This is a genomic window from Thalassotalea sp. PP2-459 (assembly GCF_001913705.1).
Lineage (GTDB): Bacteria > Pseudomonadota > Gammaproteobacteria > Enterobacterales > Alteromonadaceae > Thalassotalea_C > Thalassotalea_C hakodatensis.
The window spans coordinates 23,224-40,138 of sequence record NZ_MKQD01000007.1 but is presented as its reverse complement, the minus strand read 5'-3'; the positions used below and the strand labels follow the sequence as shown (position 1 = coordinate 40,138).

The following is a 16,915-nucleotide window of genomic DNA, read 5'->3' as shown; positions in this document are numbered from 1 at the left end:
TTCTTCATCGTTGTTCGCAATTTACATGGAATAACCATGCGACATTGCTCACGTCTTGAACAAAAAGCGTTTAGTTCGAACAAAATTTAATCTCGAAAGATCAACAGATCCTAATTATATTGTCGTTGTTTGTTTCGCGTACATAACCAAATAACGCCGGCTATCATGAATATCGGCCAAAAGGCACCAAGTAATGCCATAGCAACTGCACCAAAAACAAGCATCGCAAGAAAAATCACCGTACCAAACACACTGACAACTATCGCCACGGCAACAAGCGTCAATATCACAACAACTAACGCTGAGATACTGATCGCCTTTAAAGGTTCAATAAGTTCTTCTCCCATGTATACGTCAACGTCAAAATATTCGACAAAACTCGTCCCTAAAACATAAGTAAGAAACAACGTGGCAATAATGGCAAGTAACAGTGATTTAAATAATGACATAGCCTACTCCTATCGTTTGAAAGTACTGCCTTAACAAGGACTAATAATGATTTGGAAGTAAAATTGTTGCACAAATATAAGCAACCGCTGTAACGACAGGAAATGCAAATAAAGATACAACCGCTGCAATTCTTACTCCCCAACGTGGAAATTCGTAATGTCGAGCAATACCAGCACAAACACCTGATACTTTCTTATACAATTGATCTTTTGATAAAGTAGACTGATGAGTATATTGACGTTGATATTTCATGTGTTTTTCCTTCTAATTAATGGGTAAACATGACACCTTGAACGTAAGGTGTCATGGCAACGTGGTCATTAGCTATTGACTGTTTTCTTCTTCAAATTTGCGATTTCTTCGTCAATACGTTCATCTGTTTCCAACGCTGATATTTGGCTTGCAAGATCTTGATTAGCCGTTAAATCAAATGCTTCAACTTGCGCTTCAACGTCATCAATTTTTTGCTGGTAACGTTCAAACTTGCTAATCGCATCTTCAATATTATGCACTTGTGCGCTTTCTCTTACTTTTAAACGCACCGTTGCTGATTCTTGTCTTAACACATAGGCTTCCTGTTTGCGTTTTGCTTCTGATAACTTACTTTGTAAACGCTGACTATCTTCCTGCACTGCAGTTAAAAACTCTTCTAATTGAGATAGCTCTTGTTCATAGTTTTCTTGTTCACTCTGTGCTTTATGTTTTTCAACTAAGGCTGCTTTTGCAAGATCATCACGATCTTTTGCTATTGCTGTTTCAGCCTTCTCTTGCCAATTACCAACAGATTTTTCTAGCTGGCGAATATGTCGTAACACCGACTTTTTCTCAGCAATATGTTTTGCCGCTGTCGCTCTTACTTCAACAAGTGTTTCTTCCATTTCTTGAATGATTAATCTGACCATTTTTTCTGGATCTTCTGCCTTATCTAGCATGTTGTTAATATTGGCATTTATAATATCTGTAAATCGTGAAAACATTCCCATGGTATTTCTCCTACTCTTCTTCTATGGTTCTTTTTGATGATGGTGACACCTGAGCGATCATTTGCTCAGTATGAACAACTGGCTTATCAGCTAAGGCGATGGTTAATTTAAGTTGCGCTTGAATATTATCTTTCAATGCTTTTGATATCTGCTGTGACACTTGTTTAGTTTGTTCTGCTACCGCTTTATTTACGCTATCTTCAATACTGCTTTGATTTGCCGATGCACTCGTAATTGTCGTTAGTCCTATAACAAGTGAAGTCAATAATAATGAAAAACGTTGACGGTTCATGTTGCTCTCCTGAGTGTGTGTCATCTAAAAATTAAAAACTTATCCTTCATTAATCTATACATTACAAAGCTTGTGCCAACAGCGTAAATTTATTTAACCACTTGTTTTATAACAAATATTTAAATAATCACTAAATCCTCAACAATTCACGACATAATATGTCAAACGAAATTATAGTGAATATAACTACCGATTTAGTCTAATTGACCAATATGACTATTTGACTGATGAGTAAGACTCTTCACGTAATAGATACGCCGAGACAATTACCTTGTTTGATCTAGGTTCTGAGCCCTCATAGCTATCGATACCTCTGACCAATGAACGCTATTATTTAGCAATTGGGTGAGAGCAAAGAGAAGGTATTATTCTTTAGCATTGCGTTTTTTATGCCTGCCAATGTGGTACAGCTTTCTACTTTATTATCAACTAAGTAAATCTGTGCTGCTTAATAGAAAAACAATTGTTCAGATGACATTGGGAGGCTTCAATTTAATTAATGGCACGAAAAAGAATGTAACTGCACAAGTATGGTATTTAACAGGTAAAATATCAGGAGTAGGTATTATGTTTCGCCGGATGATAGTACAAAACCGAGAGGAGCAAAGAACTCAATAATGCGTTGTCGTTAATGGCTCAAGAGAAGCATGTGTATACATTGATAGTAATTATTATGCTTAATAAAAATAATTCACTTTGATGAAAAAGGCACATTAGTTAAGATATTTAATTCGTTTTTCTTTCAAGTAATCAAATATCACAAACAGATATTCGCTTACTTGTATTGAGCTTTTTTTCAAAAAACCGAATCACCACTGAGCAGGCAAGCACCGCTGCAGCAGGGATCATCATGATCATAGAAATGGTTAATAAACTTAGCATCTTCTTGTCCTTTAATAAGGTTATAGTGAGTAAGATGCAAGAAAGTAAACAAAGGTTGTGCCATTACAGCAAAAAAAACATAAACCATTGAATTATAAAGAAAGTTAATTTTTACAAAAAATTAGTTTTCGAAACAGGTTTTTAATTATCATAACCAGTTGGTGAATTTCACTATTTGTTAGTAAAAAAATTGCTAATTATTGTTTTATTGAGAGTTAACAACTTAATTAGTTTCCCGAATACGGGAATACACTTCCCGATTTCGGAACTTTGTCGTCATTAAATACCCTTCACTTTACCAAACGCTTCAAGTAGAACACGACTATTTGCACCTTCACGGTTAGCATTTTCACTTAAGTAACGACGATATTGTTTTGCCCCTGGTAAACCGTTGCATAAACCAAGCATATGCCGAACAACATGCCATACACGACCACCATTGGCGACATAATTATCAATATACGCAGCCATTTCTTCAATAATTTGCGCTCGTGTTTTCACCACAGTGTTTTCATGCCAAACTTGCTGATCCGCTTGAGACAATAAATAAGGGTTTTGGTACACCTCTCGGCCGATCATTACCCCATCAATATGGGTTAAATGTTGATTTACTTCTTGAAAAGATTTAATCCCACCATTAATAGAGATGTTTAACGACGAAAAGTCGCGTTTAATTTGGTAAACCCGATCATAATCAAGTGGTGGTACTTCCCTGTTTTGCTTAGGGCTTAAACCACTTAACCATGCTTTACGAGCATGTACAATAAAATGTTCACAACCCGCTTGAGATACCTCACTGATAAATTGATGTAAAAACTGATAGCTATCTTGATCATCAATACCAATGCGCGATTTCACGGTAACAGGAATATTTACTGCTGTTTGCATTTGCTCTACACAGCGAGATACTAGAGCAGGTTCAGCCATCAAACAGGCACCAAACTTGCCGTTTTGAACACGGTCAGAAGGGCACCCTACATTAATGTTTATTTCATCATAACCTTGCTGCTCGGCGATTATCGCGCATTTAGTCATCGCTTCAGGATCACTACCACCTAACTGCAAAACAACAGGATGCTCTTCTTCGTTAAACCCTAAGTAATCACCTTTACCAAATAAAATAGCGCCTGTTGTCACCATTTCCGTATACAGCACCACGTTTTTAGACATGGTTCGATAAAAATAACGACAATGGCGATCGGTCCAATCGAGCATGGGTGCAACGGAAAGTGCATGTAGCCCCCTATTTACGGGAGTTTTAGATTTTCCGGTAGGTTCAATAGTTTCTTTATTCATATATTTGACGCTTTCAATTGCTCTGAATCGCATAGAATTACCTTGAGTTTCCTTTGCGGTCACCCTTTGGTCACCCTCAGAAAGTAGGATTTTGAGCTTAAAATATTGTGGCGATTATACATTAAGAATAAGTGTAATTTCTAAAAAACTGATGGATAATAACTTAACTACTATTTTTAAACTGATAGACTTTAACCCGCGAATCGATGTGGACATTATTTTATTCATTGGTTTCAAAATAAAGACTCTGTAATATAGTATTTACCTTTTGAAAATTTCATAAGAATTTAACTCATTGAAACTATATCGTTTTGAAAAGCTGGATGACGAGCGTTGTGACACGCTTGCTAACAATCAACTTTGGCTTTCCTCCCCAAAAATGTTTAATGATTTAAATGACTGTAAAATTCAGGCTCTTTATATGCCTCCTCTTTCGGATATATATTTACAGACATTAATATCTACTATTAATACTGTTTATCCTGAAAATTTTGACTATAAAAATGCGGTATTTTCGAAAGAAATTATTCAAGAAATAAAAATCTATATTGAAAACTGCATTAATGCTGATGCAATACAAAACTTAGAACGTGAATTATCAGTTGCAAACATCAGACACAATATTCTTAACTCAGTTGGTATTTGTTGTTTTTTCTCTGGAGAAGTTAACGACCCTTTATTATGGGCTCACTACGCTGAAAATCATGAAGGTTTTTGTGTCGAATATGAATATAATGAACTTCCTAACACTAAAATTTTACCCGTAGTCTATTCAACTACTCTCCCTATTATTTCTGCACGAGAGATCGCGTTGTGCCCTGAAGAAACAATAACAAGAATAGTTACTGCAAAAACGTCACACTGGCAATATGAAAAAGAATTTCGTTTAGTTGAGTTATTCCCCTTTAAAGAAGGTGAAAGTGGTAAACCTATTACGATGCCAGATTACTTAAAACCCACAAAAATTATCACTGGAGATAGGTTTAATGATCATTCAATGCTAAGTAAAATTGATTTAGAAATTACTAATTTTAGAAAGTTTACACGTTAAGTTAAAAACCATATTACCAATAACACAAACGAACAATCTAGCCTCCTGAATTCGGTCACCCTCAATATCAATTGGTCACCCTACAGGAACCCCAAACTAGCTCGCAGTCCCTGATAAACCTAGAAAGCAGTCCAATCGAGCATGGGTGCAATAGATAGTTTATGAGAAATCATAACGTTAAATTAAAAGCCTATAAAAGTATTACGTCAGCCTCTTAAGATATCGGGCTACTTCAGCAGTAATTATACGTTTTTTATATGCGTTAAACAAAAGTACATCGGCTCTTATTACAGAAAAGCAAAATAATCACTATGTATTAACAATCATTTAAAGAGTTTTCATTGAAACGCTGGGTAACCTTTTTTCTCTATGGTAGACTCATTTAAAACAGTGAAAATATCGATAATGTAATGAATATTGAAAAATTGTTAGAGCAAGCAAAAGCCTATTGTGTAAAAAGAGAAGTTAGGTTTACTCCAACGAGAGAGCAAGTATTTAAATTATTAGCAGATAGAAATAAAGCTGTAGGTGCTTATGATTTACTTGATGAACTTAAAGAAACCGACCCAGCCGCAAAGCCTGCAACGATTTATCGTGCATTAGACTTTCTCAGCCAGCAAGGGTTTGTGCATAAAATTGAATCTATTAATGCATTCGTTTTATGTCATCACTTTGGTGACTGTAACCACCCTGTACAATTATTAATATGCGATAAATGTGGTTTAGTTGAAGAAATTCAATCTAATGATTTTGATATGGCATTAAAAGAAATGGCTGGGCAAAAAGGCTTCACGGTTCATCATCAAATTGTAGAAGCACACGGTGCTTGCATGGATTGCCAATAATAGTTACTCACAGATAAATGATAAAATTTTCATACTATTATTGGTAAAATTAGCAATACTCGTCGATACTTACAGGCAACTAGGTAATTAATGTGAATTTTCAAGAATCTGAAGTAAATGTTTACATAACTTTTGCCAAAGAGCATAAAGTTGCTAGTATCTTAGAATAACAATTGGTATTCTCGATTTACATTTACTAATTATATGTGCAAAATCAGAATACTAGAACTGATAAGGCTTTGAGTACCTTCATGAATGTAGAGTTTATTAACCCATTTTTATCGTCAATGCTAAATGTAATGTCAACAATGGCTCAGATGGAATTGACCCCAGAAAAGCCTAAGCTTAAGAAAAATGAAGTAGCCATGGGCGACGTATCAGGTCTAATTGGTATGGTGAGTGAGCAAACAAAGGGCTCATTATCCATTACATTTGATGCTCCATTAGCATTAGCAACCATGAAAAATATGGTTGGCGAAGCACCTGATGAGGTCAATGAAGAAATTACCGACTTGGTAGGTGAAATTACCAATATGGTAACAGGTGGCGCCAAAAGAATGCTAAGCGAAAAAGGCTTCGAATTTGATATGGCAACTCCTATGGTTGTGTCTGGCAATAACCATACAATTAACCATAAAGCAGACGGCCCTATTGTTATTATTTCGCTGAGCGCGCCAGAGGGCAAAGCGTATATCGAATTCAGTTTCGATAAATAATAAGCCCTCTTACTAAGCTTTATTGTACCCCCATAAAAAAGTTAATCGTACGATTAACTTTTTTGGTATTGCCCATCATCAATGGTTCCTTGTCGCCAGTCTGATCGAAGTATACCAAGACTGTTTGTTCGCGGGAATGAATCGATAATAGCCTTTTGATATAGTGATCAGTCGTTTTTAACATAGCTACACAATGGCTCATTTAGATATTGCAGTATTATCCAATTAGGGCGTGTTAATCTTTTAAGGAACTTAAGTAATCAATATTATGTGGCAACAAAAAACATTTCAGCTACCCGCAAAATCACGAGGGTTTCATTTGATCACCGATGAGATAATTAACCATCTACCGCACATATCAGCCATTGAATGTGGTTTGTTACACCTTTTCATTCAACATACTTCCGCTTCATTAACCATTAATGAAAACGCCGATACAACAGTAAGATCAGATTTAGAACGCCACTTTAATACCTTTGTCCCCGAAAATGCGCCATATTATCAACACACTTACGAAGGTGCCGACGATATGCCAGCTCATATAAAAGCGAGTACATTAGGTAGTAGCGTATCTATTCCTATTACCAATGGACGGTTAAACCTAGGTATTTGGCAAGGAGTTTATCTTGGTGAGCACCGCAATTTCGCAGAAGCAAGAACCATCATCGCCACTATTCAAGGACAATAATTTGTTTTATGGTATTAATGACAAATCATCAATAACAAGGAAATTTTATGGGTTTTTTATCAGGATTAATGGGCAATGCATCACAGGTTGATGTAAATGAGCTAGCCGAAGAACTCTCACCTATTTTAGCAAACAATGAAACGATTGAACTTGGATTTAAATTAATTCGTGATAAATTTATTTTCACCAGTGATCGATTAATTTTAATTGATAAACAAGGTCTAACAGGTAGTAAAGTTGAATATCACTCTGTGCCATATAAAGCCATTACTCACTTTAAAATTGAAAGTGCCGGCCACTTTGATCTCGACTCAGATTTAAAAATTTATATTTCTGGTCACGATACGCCAATCACTAGAGAACTAAGAAAAGGTGACGACATTGTCGCTATTCAAAAAACACTCGCTAACTGTTTATTTGCTAGGTAATTGTTAAAAATTTCACGCTATTTAAGGCGTGAATTTACGCGCTTACTAATATTACATAATAATTCGTAGGGAATAGTGGTTGCATGCGCGGCAACCTCTGCAACACTCAATGACTCGCCCCAAAGTGTTGCAACATCACCAAGGTTATCCGTTGATGTTTGGCCTAAATCCACGGTTATCATATCCATTGATACGCGACCAACTAAGGGGACACGGCGACCATTTATTAACACTGGTGTACCATTAGCAGCATGACGTGGATAACCGTCACCGTAACCAATGGCAATAACACCAATAGTGGTATCTTTATCACTACGCCAATTAGCACCATAGCCAACGCCTTCCCCAGCCTTAATGTCTCTAATGGCAATTAAGCTTGCTTGCAAGGTCATTACCGGCACAATGTCATGAGCATTATTATTGGTATCATGGATCATTGGGGAAACACCATACAACATTAACCCAGGGCGAACCCATTGAAAATGGCATTCCGGCCATGCCCAAATGCCCGCGGAATTGGCCAAGCTTTTTTCATTACCAAAAGAGGCGGTTAACTGATTAAAGCGAGCAAGTTGCTCGGTGGTGGCAGTATCTTGAGTATCATCAGCACAGCCTAAGTGGCTCATCACAACAATATCATTTTGTACATTGTCACTCGCGGTTAATTGTTGATAGAAATCTTCAAATTGCTCAGGATTTACGCCTAAACGATGCATCCCCGTATCAACTTTTAACCATACTTTTAACGGCTTATCTAAATCAGCGTTTAAAATAGCCGTTAGTTGTTGTTCATTATGTACAATCGTTTGTAAATTGTTAACGGCTAAAATCGGTAAATCTTGCGCGGTAAAAAAACCTTCAAGCAACACTATGGGTTTGACTATACCATCTGTTCTTAGTGCTAATGCTTCTTCGATTCGTGCCACCCCAAAAGCGTCGGCCTGCGGTAACGCCTTTGCAATACGCTCTAACCCATGGCCATAAGCGTTTGCTTTCAGCACAGCGAGAATTTTGCTGTTAGGTGCTTGCGCTTTTATCGCTGCATAGTTTTGTTGTAACGCGGCAAGGTCAATTAATGCAGTCGCGCTTCGAATACTCATCGCTAAATTAATCTTCTTCTAATACATGAGGGCCAGCATAATTATCAAAGCGAGAAAATTGCCCTTGGAAGGTTAACGGTACTCGGCCAATTGGGCCATTACGTTGCTTACCAATGATAATTTCGGCCATACCTTTAAATTCAGAGTCATCGTGATATACCTCATCACGATAAATAAACATAATTAAATCGGCATCTTGCTCAATTGAGCCTGACTCACGTAAATCTGAGTTAACAGGACGTTTGTCTGAGCGTTGCTCTAGACTACGGTTTAGCTGTGATAATGCAACGACGGGGATCTCTAATTCTTTTGCTAAGGCTTTAAGCGAGCGAGAAATTTCAGCGATTTCTAAGGTACGGTTATCAGAGAACTGTGGTGCCCGCATAAGTTGAAGGTAATCAACCATGATCATACTTAAGCCACCATGATCTCGCGCAACACGCCTCGCCCGAGAGCGAACTTCTGTCGGCGTTAAACCTGCAGAGTCATCAATAAACATTTTACCTTTTTCAAGTAACAACCCCATAGTTGAAGACAAACGTGCCCAATCTTCGTCATTTAATTGTCCAGTTCGTATTTTGGTTTGGTCTATTCGGCCTAATGACGCCAACATCCTCATCATGATTTGTTCTGAAGGCATCTCGAGAGAAAAGATCAAACAGGGTTTATCTGAAGTCATCGCCGCCGTTTCACACAAGTTCATTGCAAAAGTTGTTTTACCCATTGAAGGACGAGCAGCAACAATTATAAGATCAGAAGGCTGTAGACCTGCGGTCATTTTATCTAGATCAGAAAAGCCTGTGGTTACACCTGTTACCCCATCGTGCGGTTGTTGATAAAGTTTTTCTATACGGTCAACAGTTTTTTCTAGCACGTTATTAATGTTTTCTGGGCCTTCAGATTTATTCGCCCTTTTTTCGGCAATCTGAAACACGCGCGTTTCAGCTAAATCTAGCAGTTCAGCACTGCTGCGCCCTTGAGAATCAAAACCGGCTTCAGCGATTTCATTAGCCACTGCGATCATTTCACGCGTTACTGCACGTTCTCGAACAATGGCTGCATAGGCTGTTATGTTGGCTGCACTTGGCGTGTTTTTCATCATTTCAGCGAGGTAAACAAAACCACCGGCATCATCAAGCTTTTGATCATTTTCTAACGCTTCTGATAGCGTGATCAAATCAACAGGGTCGCCAAGCTCAATCAATGAACCAATTGTTTCAAACGCAATGCGGTGAGAGCGGCTATAAAAATCTTCAGCAACAACACGTTCAGAAACACGATCCCACGCTTCGTTATCAAGCAATAAGCCGCCTAATACAGACTGTTCGGCTTCAAGCGAATGTGGTGGCACCTTTAACTCGTCGACAAGTTGGTCATGCTTCTTATTGTTTTTGGAAAAATTTGCTGGCTTGCGATCTGCCATTCATACACCTGTGTTGATTTATCGGAATCAGTGATCATTGCTAACGTTTAATTCACTGAAAGCTAAGGCGAGTATTATGGCTTAGAAGAACGTTTTAAGTAAAGAATAAGCGAAGAAGATTATGAGCGACTGCTAATGAGCCGCTCAAGGTAAACTTATTTTAATAAGCGAATAGTACCACTAACAGTTGTTGCTTTTACCGTTGCACTACCGTTCCCCACTTCAAAATTAAGCTTAGCACGTGGTGAGTACTTACTTTCAACGGCTTTGTCACTGGTAATATGGTTAAGTAAATCACCGCCTGCATGCGTTTTCAATCGAAAAGTAGCATTAACAGCATCAATGAATTTAAGGGCAATGTCACCACTCACTGAAGACATTTTCACTCGGCCATTATCTGCTAGCGCTAGTTCACCTTCGATTTCACCACTTACTGACGATAGCTCTAATTCATCCACCGTTGCCAAATTAAATGTTAAATCTCCTGATACAACACCTAAATCAACTTCTGTCGCACTTGATTGCGTATCAATTTCGCCACTTACTGCTCGTAGCTGCAAGCGACCACTTGAGGCTTTATCTGATATTTGACCACTGACAGTGGTCATGGTGACTTTGCCTTTGGCGTTAATACTTTTAATATCGCCGCTTACTGTTGAAATTTCTACTTGATGGTCAATATCGCGAATATCGATATCTCCACTCACTGTTTTTCCTTCGATGCCTTTCGTAATACTTTCTAAGCTAAAATCAGAAGACACTCCGGAAAACTCTACTCGCATACGTTTAGGTACCATAATAACCAAATCAGAACCGTCATTATTTCGGGAGTTATGATGATTTTTCATGCGCACTTTTATATCAATAACACTACCGTTTTTATCAAAGTCGAATGCTTTGGCGTGTTCATCAAGCTTACCCTTTACCACCACTTGATTTTTATCCCAACCCTTTATCGCAACTTCACCACGCATATTTTCAACATACACTTTACTAACACCTTCACCAGACATGGTTTCATCTATTAGATTCTTTGAAAATACAGGTAAGGTAACAATAGCGCTAAATATGCCTACCAGTAAAAATAACGTTTTCATAAACCTTCCTTTAAATTGTTTGCCATTGCGGGCTGTATAATTTTTTGATCAAATCTAACTCTTGTTTTTGAGTCCAGCGTAATAAGTTAAGTAAATCACCATTATTTTCATCTTTTGCTAGTGCTTTTTGTATCGCCTGCTGTGCTTCTTGCAGCTCAATTAGCTGGGTTTTCATTTTAGGTGACAACTGTGTAAGATCCGGTTGCCCTAAGCTGGTTAACATAAGTTGCTTTTGTTGTTCAAAGTCTTGCTTCATTATTTTGGCAAGGCTTTGCTGTTCAGTTACGTCAGTGACCGGCGTTAAACTTAACCAAGACACTAACACTGCAACAACGATACTGGCAGCCCAAGCTACCGGGTAAAATGATTTTCGTTTACTTGTATTGTTTGATTGTTGCGCAATGGCTTTTTCTATACCAGGCCAAAGGTCTCGCTCAGGAGTTCGCTCTCTCGGTAATTGCGCTACTTGTGTTTGTAGTTCGCTATCGGTTATCGGTTTTTTCATGCTACTACTCACTTAATGCTTCTTTTAGCAATGTTTTAGCTCGGTGATATTGAGCTTTACTTGATCCAACAGCCATTCCTGTCATGCTGGCAATTTCTTCGTGTCGATAGCCTTCTACCGCAAATAATACAAACACAATACGCGCTCGTTCTGGCAATTGTTGAATGTGTTTATCTAACTCATGTACTTCAACATGATCAGACATAGCAACGGTTTGTTCTTCAACAAATTTATCTTCCACGCTGAATACTTTTTGTATCCATGTTTTTTGCTTTCGAAGATGATTTAACACCACATTTGTCGCGACACTATGAAACCATGTAGAAAACTTACTATCACCACGAAAGTGATTAATTTTTTGCCACATTTGCACAAATACTTCTTGGCAAATATCTTCTGCGCTGTCTTTATCAGCAATCATTCGCCAACACAACGCATAGATGCGTTTATGATGACGCTGGTATAACTCAATGAACGCGCGTTGCTCTCCGCGTTGTGCTTGTGTTACCAGCTCAAAGTCTTGATCTTGAGAAAAGCGTTGCTGTGCGTCAATAACTTGAGAGTTACTCAAATGCTCTTTCCATGTTTGCTGTTTAATTATTTAGATGCAGTATGAATAAAAAAGGTTTAAAAGAAAAAGTTTTAATAGCAATTGAATTAAAGATTTAATCAACTTAGAGCTTCATTAGCACGCTTAGAACAAGCTAAATAATTTAACTATAGTCACTCTATGGTTTGATTATTTAGGGAAGTTATCAGGGGACTAATGAGCTCCCAAGGGCGAGTTTAAAAGGCTTATAGGCTGTGTTATTGATTTTAACAAGGACGCTTCAGGGATGAAGCTACTTAGGCTAGGTCAGGAACAACTAACCAGTGCCTCAATCCTTTTAACTCTCGCTAAGTGACCAAATGTTTATTTTAATTGGTATAAGGCATAAAAAAAGCGCCATAACTAGGCGCTTTTCTCAAACGAAATGCATCATTAAGCTTATTTTTTGCTTAATGCACCAAAACGTTTGTTGAATTTATCAACGCGGCCACCAGTTTCAGCAGCTTTTTGCTTACCAGTGTAAAATGGGTGACATTCTGAACATACGTCAAGGTGAATGTCTTTCGCTCTCGTTGAACGAGTGTTGATTACGTTACCACAAGAACAATGTGCCTTGATTTCAACGTACTCAGGATGGATACCTTCTTTCATGGAAAACCTCTAAATATGGGCCGTATCGCCACTCAGTCGAACCAATTTCGCTAAGCACCATACGTGTTAAAAAATAATGGTGGCGAATAGTAATTGATAACTCGTCGGTATTCAAGAAAAATAAGAATGTATTAGTGAAAAAATAACCAAATAATATATCGCTTGGCATCATCACCAATAATAAGCAAAATAGCGCCTCTGATCATTAATAATAGTTTTTCACTTTGTCTGATTGTTTTCTTGTACAAGTTGCGATTCCTGTGCCACTGCGCCAGCAGTTTACTTATTTGGTACCACAAGCTTTACAACACCCTAAAATTTCAGTGGGTGAGCAGGTATTAGTTCCCTTTGGTTCTCGGCAAGTAATCGGCGTAATTATTGGCTTACAACCCGATGAAAATATTGCTTTTGATCTTAAAAAACTTAAATCTATTGTATCTCGGGTAAACCCTGAACATGCAATTCCTAATGACTTGATAAAATTATTAACCATCAGTGCTCATTATTATCAACATCCTATTGGTGAAGTATTTCAGCACGCATTACCCGTTTTATTGCGGCAAATATCGCCTTCAATGCCTGAAAAAGAAAGGGTTTGGCGTTCATCAACTAACGATGTTTCTCTGCTATTAGCACAATTAACCAAAAAGCGAGCAATGAAACAAGCGGCGTTATTATTATTAATCGCGAAACATCAAAACATTACTTGGCCCGAATTAAGAACGCTTGGTTATAGCAAACAACAATTAACAGCATTAGAAGAAAAGCAATTTATACATGCCGTTGAGCAAGAGCTAACGAAATTTAACTGGCAAGAAAACAGTATCAATAATTCAGATAAACTGTCGCTATCTACCGAACAGGCCGTAGCTGTTGCTGCAATTTCACAGCATAAAACTAAGTTTCAATGCCACCTTTTACATGGTATTACCGGTAGCGGAAAAACAGAAGTTTACCTTCAAGCAATGGAGCCCATCCTTGCTGAAAACATGCAAGTACTAGTATTAGTACCCGAAATAGGTTTAACGCCGCAAATGCTTGCTCGTTTTGAACAACGTTTTAATGTGCCGGTTGTGCTACACCACTCAGGGTTGAACGATAAAGAACGGTTTGCAACTTGGCAACACGCGAAGCAAGGTAACGCAGCCATAATCATAGGTACACGTTCAGCTGTTTTTACTCCCTGCAATCAACTTGGCATGATCATCGTTGATGAAGAACACGACCCCTCGTTTAAACAACAGGATAGTTTTCGTTATCACGGCCGTGACTTAGCCATCATTCGTGCGAGGCAGCAAAATATTCCAATCGTACTAGGCAGTGCTACCCCAAGTTTTGAGTCACTGGCAAATGCTAACCTTAAAAAATATTGTTATCACCAACTCACAAAGCGCCCCGGTAACAGTGTACAAGCAACGCTAAAATTAATTGATGTTAATGGCCAATCAATGGCTAGTGGATTAACGCCTGCAACCGTACAAGCAATTAGTCAAACCATCGCTAAAGATGAGCAAGTATTAGTTTTTATTAATCGTCGTGGCTTTTCACCCGCAATAAATTGTAAAGAATGCCACTGGGTGGCTGACTGTCAACGATGCAATCGTCCTTACACCTTGCATAAATCACAAGGGTTATTAATTTGCCACCATTGTAATAGTCAAAAACGTATTCCTAAACAATGCCCTGATTGTGGCAGTATTCGCATCAACCCTGTTGGACAAGGCACTGAACAAGTTGAACAATGGTTAACAGAACGCTTTAGTGACCATAGTGTGGTACGAATAGACCGTGACAGTACCAGACGTAAAGGAGAACTAAGTAAACGATTAGAACAAGTGGCGACAAAACAACATCATATTCTTATTGGTACTCAAATGCTGGCAAAGGGTCATCATTTTCCTGATGTTACATTAGTGGTTATGCTTGATATTGACGGCGCTTTATTTAGCATTGATTATCGTGCGGCTGAGCATATGGCACAACTACTAGAACAAGTTGCTGGCCGCGCAGGTCGCGCAAGCAAACCTGGTACGGTATACATTCAAACCCAATACCCACAACATCCATTATTACACCAACTGGTGCATCAAGGATATGCTGAGTTTGCCAATACCGGTCTGCAAGAACGTAAATGGGCTAAATTACCGCCTTATAGTTTTCAGGCATTGATTCGCGCCGAAGCTAACACGCCCTATTTACCTGAACAATTTTTACGGCAAATCAGCCAACTATCGCTTGCTTGTAACCTAGCTGGGCCAATGCCAGCCGCGATGGAGAAAAAAGCAGGTAAATATCGTTATCACCTTCTAGTGCAAGCTGACTCACGTAAACGGTTACATCAATCTTTACAAATGATACTTTCTGAAATTGATAGTATTGAAAGTCACAGTAAAGTACGCTGGTCGATTGACGTTGATCCAATAGATTTAAGTTGGTAAACACCGCCTTTAATAACAAAATAAAACTGATTATTTTTCATTATTACTTTGAATTTTGACTTGCTCAGTTACAATAAGCCATTCACGCTTTAAGTTTCAGTTATCATGTAGTAAACCAATGACACATCAAGATTACGTTTCCCGTACCAAAAATAAAAAGAATCCTTATAAAAAGCAACAAGCGCCTGCTCCAAAAGTAGTGACAGCAAAATTAAAGTTGTTAATCGTTGTTGCACTGACATTCGGCATTGGTTTTGGTTATTTATTATGGTCTATTAAAGACATTACGCCTGAAGAAACAACAACAGTAAATAGTAAACCCGCCACTAAAAAGGCCACTACTCTACCTGAGCCGCCAAAAGAAAAATGGGCTTACCCTCAACAGTTACAAGAAAAAGAAGTGGATGCGGGTGAGTATACTGTAGAAGACAGAGGCCCTTGGAAAATGCAATGTGGTTCTTTTAGAACACAGCAACAAGCTGAAAAGATGAAGGCAACCATAGCCTTTGCCGGGTTGTCATCTCATATTAGTGCATCAAGCGGTAGTAATGGCACTTGGCATAAAGTGTACTTAGGTCCATATGATAAAAAACGAGATGCTGAACGCGACAAACATAAACTACGTGGTAACCGCATTAGCACCTGCCAAATTTGGTTATGGCGATAGCTGAACCCAAAGGGCAGCATTTTTTGTCATTGATACATCGTTATTGCTTTTTGATGTGGAATAACAAACCACATATTAATCGCAATACCTTGTCTAAATACCAATAAGCTGCTGCAAAAATAAACGCGAAAGATCAATAGGCCCTAGGCAATTCAGCCAAACAGACTTTTTTCCCTTTTGAACGTGTTGTTTGCGCTTAATTGTACGCTTAATCTTGAAAAAACCGTAAGCGCACCCATCTAATCTACAATGTAATTAACTCGCTAATTTATACTCCCGTTATTCAATTAAGGTGAGTATGTTTTAGCAGACACCTGTAGAGGTTTAACGTGACGACTATTGTATCAGTAAGAAGAAACGGTAAAGTTGCCATCGGTGGAGACGGACAAGTTTCTTTAGGTAATACCGTAATGAAAGGCAATGCCAAAAAAGTACGCCGTTTGTATAACAACAAAGTATTAGCCGGTTTTGCTGGTGGTACCGCAGATGCATTTACTTTGTTTGAACGCTTTGAAAGCAAACTAGAAATGCACCAAGGTCATCTAACAAAAGCTGCTGTTGAATTAGCCAAAGACTGGCGTAGCGACCGAGCATTACGTAAGTTAGAAGCATTATTAGCGGTTGCTGATGAAACAGCTTCTTTGATCATTACCGGTAACGGTGATGTTGTTCAACCAGAGCACGATTTAATCGCAATAGGAAGTGGTGGAAACTTTGCGCAATCAGCCGCAACAGCATTACTTGAAAATACCGACCTAACCGCCTCAGAAATTGTTGAAAAATCATTAAAAATCGCTGGTGATATCTGTGTATTCACCAATCATAGTTACACCTTAGACGAACTATAACCAGC

20 protein-coding genes are annotated in these 16,915 nt (G+C 38.3%); 8 read left to right on the top strand and 12 right to left on the bottom strand.

All coding sequences use genetic code 11. From position 1 onward, the window contains the following. Positions 1-110: 110 nt before the first annotated feature. The 6 genes from BI291_RS00405 to dusA form a co-directional block, all read right to left on the bottom strand. Positions 111-449, bottom strand: a complete 339-nt coding sequence (locus BI291_RS00405; protein WP_074495289.1) for a hypothetical protein — start codon at positions 447-449, stop codon at positions 111-113. 40 nt (positions 450-489) lie between these two features. Beyond that, positions 490-702 carry a PspC domain-containing protein gene (locus tag BI291_RS00400; RefSeq protein WP_074495286.1) on the bottom strand — a complete coding sequence of 71 codons (213 nt, stop codon included), beginning with the start codon at positions 700-702 and terminating at the stop codon, positions 490-492. A gap of 68 nt (positions 703-770) precedes the next feature. Continuing rightward, the gene (gene pspA / locus BI291_RS00395) at positions 771-1,433 is read right to left on the bottom strand and encodes a phage shock protein PspA (protein WP_074495284.1); all 663 of its coding nucleotides are present in this window, start codon (positions 1,431-1,433) and stop codon (positions 771-773) included. 10 nt (positions 1,434-1,443) lie between these two features. Further along, the gene (locus tag BI291_RS00390) at positions 1,444-1,725 is read right to left on the bottom strand and encodes a hypothetical protein (protein WP_074495281.1); all 282 of its coding nucleotides are present in this window, start codon (positions 1,723-1,725) and stop codon (positions 1,444-1,446) included. A gap of 750 nt (positions 1,726-2,475) precedes the next feature. Then, positions 2,476-2,607 (bottom strand): hypothetical protein, encoded by a 132-nt coding sequence (locus tag BI291_RS18655; protein WP_303046022.1) that lies wholly within the window; start codon positions 2,605-2,607, stop codon positions 2,476-2,478. A gap of 279 nt (positions 2,608-2,886) precedes the next feature. After that, entirely contained in the window at positions 2,887-3,903 is a 1,017-nt protein-coding gene (dusA, locus tag BI291_RS00380; RefSeq protein ID WP_074495294.1) for a tRNA dihydrouridine(20/20a) synthase DusA, read from the bottom strand. A 295-nt stretch (positions 3,904-4,198) separates the two neighbouring features. On the opposite strand from dusA, the gene BI291_RS00375 reads away from it, so the two are divergent. The 5 genes from BI291_RS00375 (at position 4,199) to BI291_RS00355 (ending at position 7,631) form a co-directional block, all read left to right on the top strand. Continuing rightward, complete coding sequence (locus BI291_RS00375) at positions 4,199-4,954, top strand: DUF2971 domain-containing protein (protein WP_074495276.1); 756 nt, start codon at positions 4,199-4,201, stop codon at positions 4,952-4,954. 410 nt (positions 4,955-5,364) lie between these two features. Further along, positions 5,365-5,799, top strand: coding sequence for a zinc uptake transcriptional repressor Zur (gene zur, locus BI291_RS00370; protein WP_074495273.1), 435 nt, complete (start codon positions 5,365-5,367; stop codon positions 5,797-5,799). A gap of 251 nt (positions 5,800-6,050) precedes the next feature. After that, positions 6,051-6,515 (top strand): chemotaxis protein CheX, encoded by a 465-nt coding sequence (locus BI291_RS00365; protein WP_074495270.1) that lies wholly within the window; start codon positions 6,051-6,053, stop codon positions 6,513-6,515. A 268-nt stretch (positions 6,516-6,783) separates the two neighbouring features. Beyond that, entirely contained in the window at positions 6,784-7,203 is a 420-nt protein-coding gene (locus BI291_RS00360; protein WP_074495267.1) for a secondary thiamine-phosphate synthase enzyme YjbQ, read from the top strand. 47 nt (positions 7,204-7,250) lie between these two features. After that, positions 7,251-7,631, top strand: coding sequence for a PH domain-containing protein (locus BI291_RS00355; RefSeq protein WP_074495265.1), 381 nt, complete (start codon positions 7,251-7,253; stop codon positions 7,629-7,631). A gap of 17 nt (positions 7,632-7,648) precedes the next feature. On the opposite strand, the gene alr is transcribed toward BI291_RS00355, so the two are convergent. From alr to rpmE, 6 genes are all read right to left on the bottom strand, one after another. Beyond that, positions 7,649-8,725 (bottom strand): alanine racemase, encoded by a 1,077-nt coding sequence (alr, locus tag BI291_RS00350; RefSeq protein ID WP_074495291.1) that lies wholly within the window; start codon positions 8,723-8,725, stop codon positions 7,649-7,651. A 13-nt stretch (positions 8,726-8,738) separates the two neighbouring features. Continuing rightward, positions 8,739-10,154: a replicative DNA helicase gene (gene dnaB, locus BI291_RS00345; protein ID WP_074495263.1), complete on the bottom strand. Its 1,416-nt coding sequence runs from the start codon at positions 10,152-10,154 to the stop codon at positions 8,739-8,741. 155 nt (positions 10,155-10,309) lie between these two features. Next, on the bottom strand, positions 10,310-11,251 hold the full coding sequence (locus tag BI291_RS00340) for a DUF4097 family beta strand repeat-containing protein (RefSeq protein ID WP_074495261.1): 942 nt from the start codon (positions 11,249-11,251) through the stop codon (positions 10,310-10,312). A 10-nt stretch (positions 11,252-11,261) separates the two neighbouring features. Continuing rightward, positions 11,262-11,756 carry a hypothetical protein gene (locus BI291_RS00335; protein ID WP_074495259.1) on the bottom strand — a complete coding sequence of 165 codons (495 nt, stop codon included), beginning with the start codon at positions 11,754-11,756 and terminating at the stop codon, positions 11,262-11,264. 4 nt (positions 11,757-11,760) lie between these two features. Further along, on the bottom strand, positions 11,761-12,327 hold the full coding sequence (locus tag BI291_RS00330; protein WP_074495256.1) for an RNA polymerase sigma factor: 567 nt from the start codon (positions 12,325-12,327) through the stop codon (positions 11,761-11,763). A 417-nt stretch (positions 12,328-12,744) separates the two neighbouring features. Then, complete coding sequence (gene rpmE / locus BI291_RS00325; RefSeq protein ID WP_074495253.1) at positions 12,745-12,957, bottom strand: 50S ribosomal protein L31; 213 nt, start codon at positions 12,955-12,957, stop codon at positions 12,745-12,747. Between the two features lie 224 nt (positions 12,958-13,181). Between rpmE and priA the strand changes: the two genes are divergently transcribed. From priA to hslV, 3 genes are all read left to right on the top strand, one after another. Next, positions 13,182-15,395 (top strand): primosomal protein N', encoded by a 2,214-nt coding sequence (gene priA, locus BI291_RS00320; RefSeq protein ID WP_074495250.1) that lies wholly within the window; start codon positions 13,182-13,184, stop codon positions 15,393-15,395. 118 nt (positions 15,396-15,513) lie between these two features. Further along, complete coding sequence (locus tag BI291_RS00315) at positions 15,514-16,062, top strand: SPOR domain-containing protein (protein WP_074495247.1); 549 nt, start codon at positions 15,514-15,516, stop codon at positions 16,060-16,062. A gap of 329 nt (positions 16,063-16,391) precedes the next feature. Then, positions 16,392-16,910: an ATP-dependent protease subunit HslV gene (hslV, locus tag BI291_RS00310; protein ID WP_074495245.1), complete on the top strand. Its 519-nt coding sequence runs from the start codon at positions 16,392-16,394 to the stop codon at positions 16,908-16,910. Positions 16,911-16,915: the final 5 nt, after the last annotated feature.

What these genes read in the sequence shown, in the direction of transcription:
- BI291_RS00405 (WP_074495289.1), bottom strand. Translation starts at nt 449, where the DNA reads ATGTCATTATTTAAATCACTGTTACTTGCCATTATTGCCACGTTGTTT.
- BI291_RS00400 (WP_074495286.1), bottom strand. Translation starts at nt 702, where the DNA reads ATGAAATATCAACGTCAATATACTCATCAGTCTACTTTATCAAAAGAT.
- pspA (WP_074495284.1), bottom strand. Translation starts at nt 1,433, where the DNA reads ATGGGAATGTTTTCACGATTTACAGATATTATAAATGCCAATATTAAC.
- BI291_RS00390 (WP_074495281.1), bottom strand. Translation starts at nt 1,725, where the DNA reads ATGAACCGTCAACGTTTTTCATTATTATTGACTTCACTTGTTATAGGA.
- BI291_RS18655 (WP_303046022.1), bottom strand. Translation starts at nt 2,607, where the DNA reads ATGCTAAGTTTATTAACCATTTCTATGATCATGATGATCCCTGCTGCA.
- dusA (WP_074495294.1), bottom strand. Translation starts at nt 3,903, where the DNA reads ATGAATAAAGAAACTATTGAACCTACCGGAAAATCTAAAACTCCCGTA.
- zur (WP_074495273.1), top strand. Translation starts at nt 5,365, where the DNA reads ATGAATATTGAAAAATTGTTAGAGCAAGCAAAAGCCTATTGTGTAAAA.
- BI291_RS00365 (WP_074495270.1), top strand. Translation starts at nt 6,051, where the DNA reads ATGAATGTAGAGTTTATTAACCCATTTTTATCGTCAATGCTAAATGTA.
- BI291_RS00360 (WP_074495267.1), top strand. Translation starts at nt 6,784, where the DNA reads ATGTGGCAACAAAAAACATTTCAGCTACCCGCAAAATCACGAGGGTTT.
- BI291_RS00355 (WP_074495265.1), top strand. Translation starts at nt 7,251, where the DNA reads ATGGGTTTTTTATCAGGATTAATGGGCAATGCATCACAGGTTGATGTA.
- dnaB (WP_074495263.1), bottom strand. Translation starts at nt 10,154, where the DNA reads ATGGCAGATCGCAAGCCAGCAAATTTTTCCAAAAACAATAAGAAGCAT.
- BI291_RS00340 (WP_074495261.1), bottom strand. Translation starts at nt 11,251, where the DNA reads ATGAAAACGTTATTTTTACTGGTAGGCATATTTAGCGCTATTGTTACC.
- BI291_RS00335 (WP_074495259.1), bottom strand. Translation starts at nt 11,756, where the DNA reads ATGAAAAAACCGATAACCGATAGCGAACTACAAACACAAGTAGCGCAA.
- rpmE (WP_074495253.1), bottom strand. Translation starts at nt 12,957, where the DNA reads ATGAAAGAAGGTATCCATCCTGAGTACGTTGAAATCAAGGCACATTGT.
- BI291_RS00315 (WP_074495247.1), top strand. Translation starts at nt 15,514, where the DNA reads ATGACACATCAAGATTACGTTTCCCGTACCAAAAATAAAAAGAATCCT.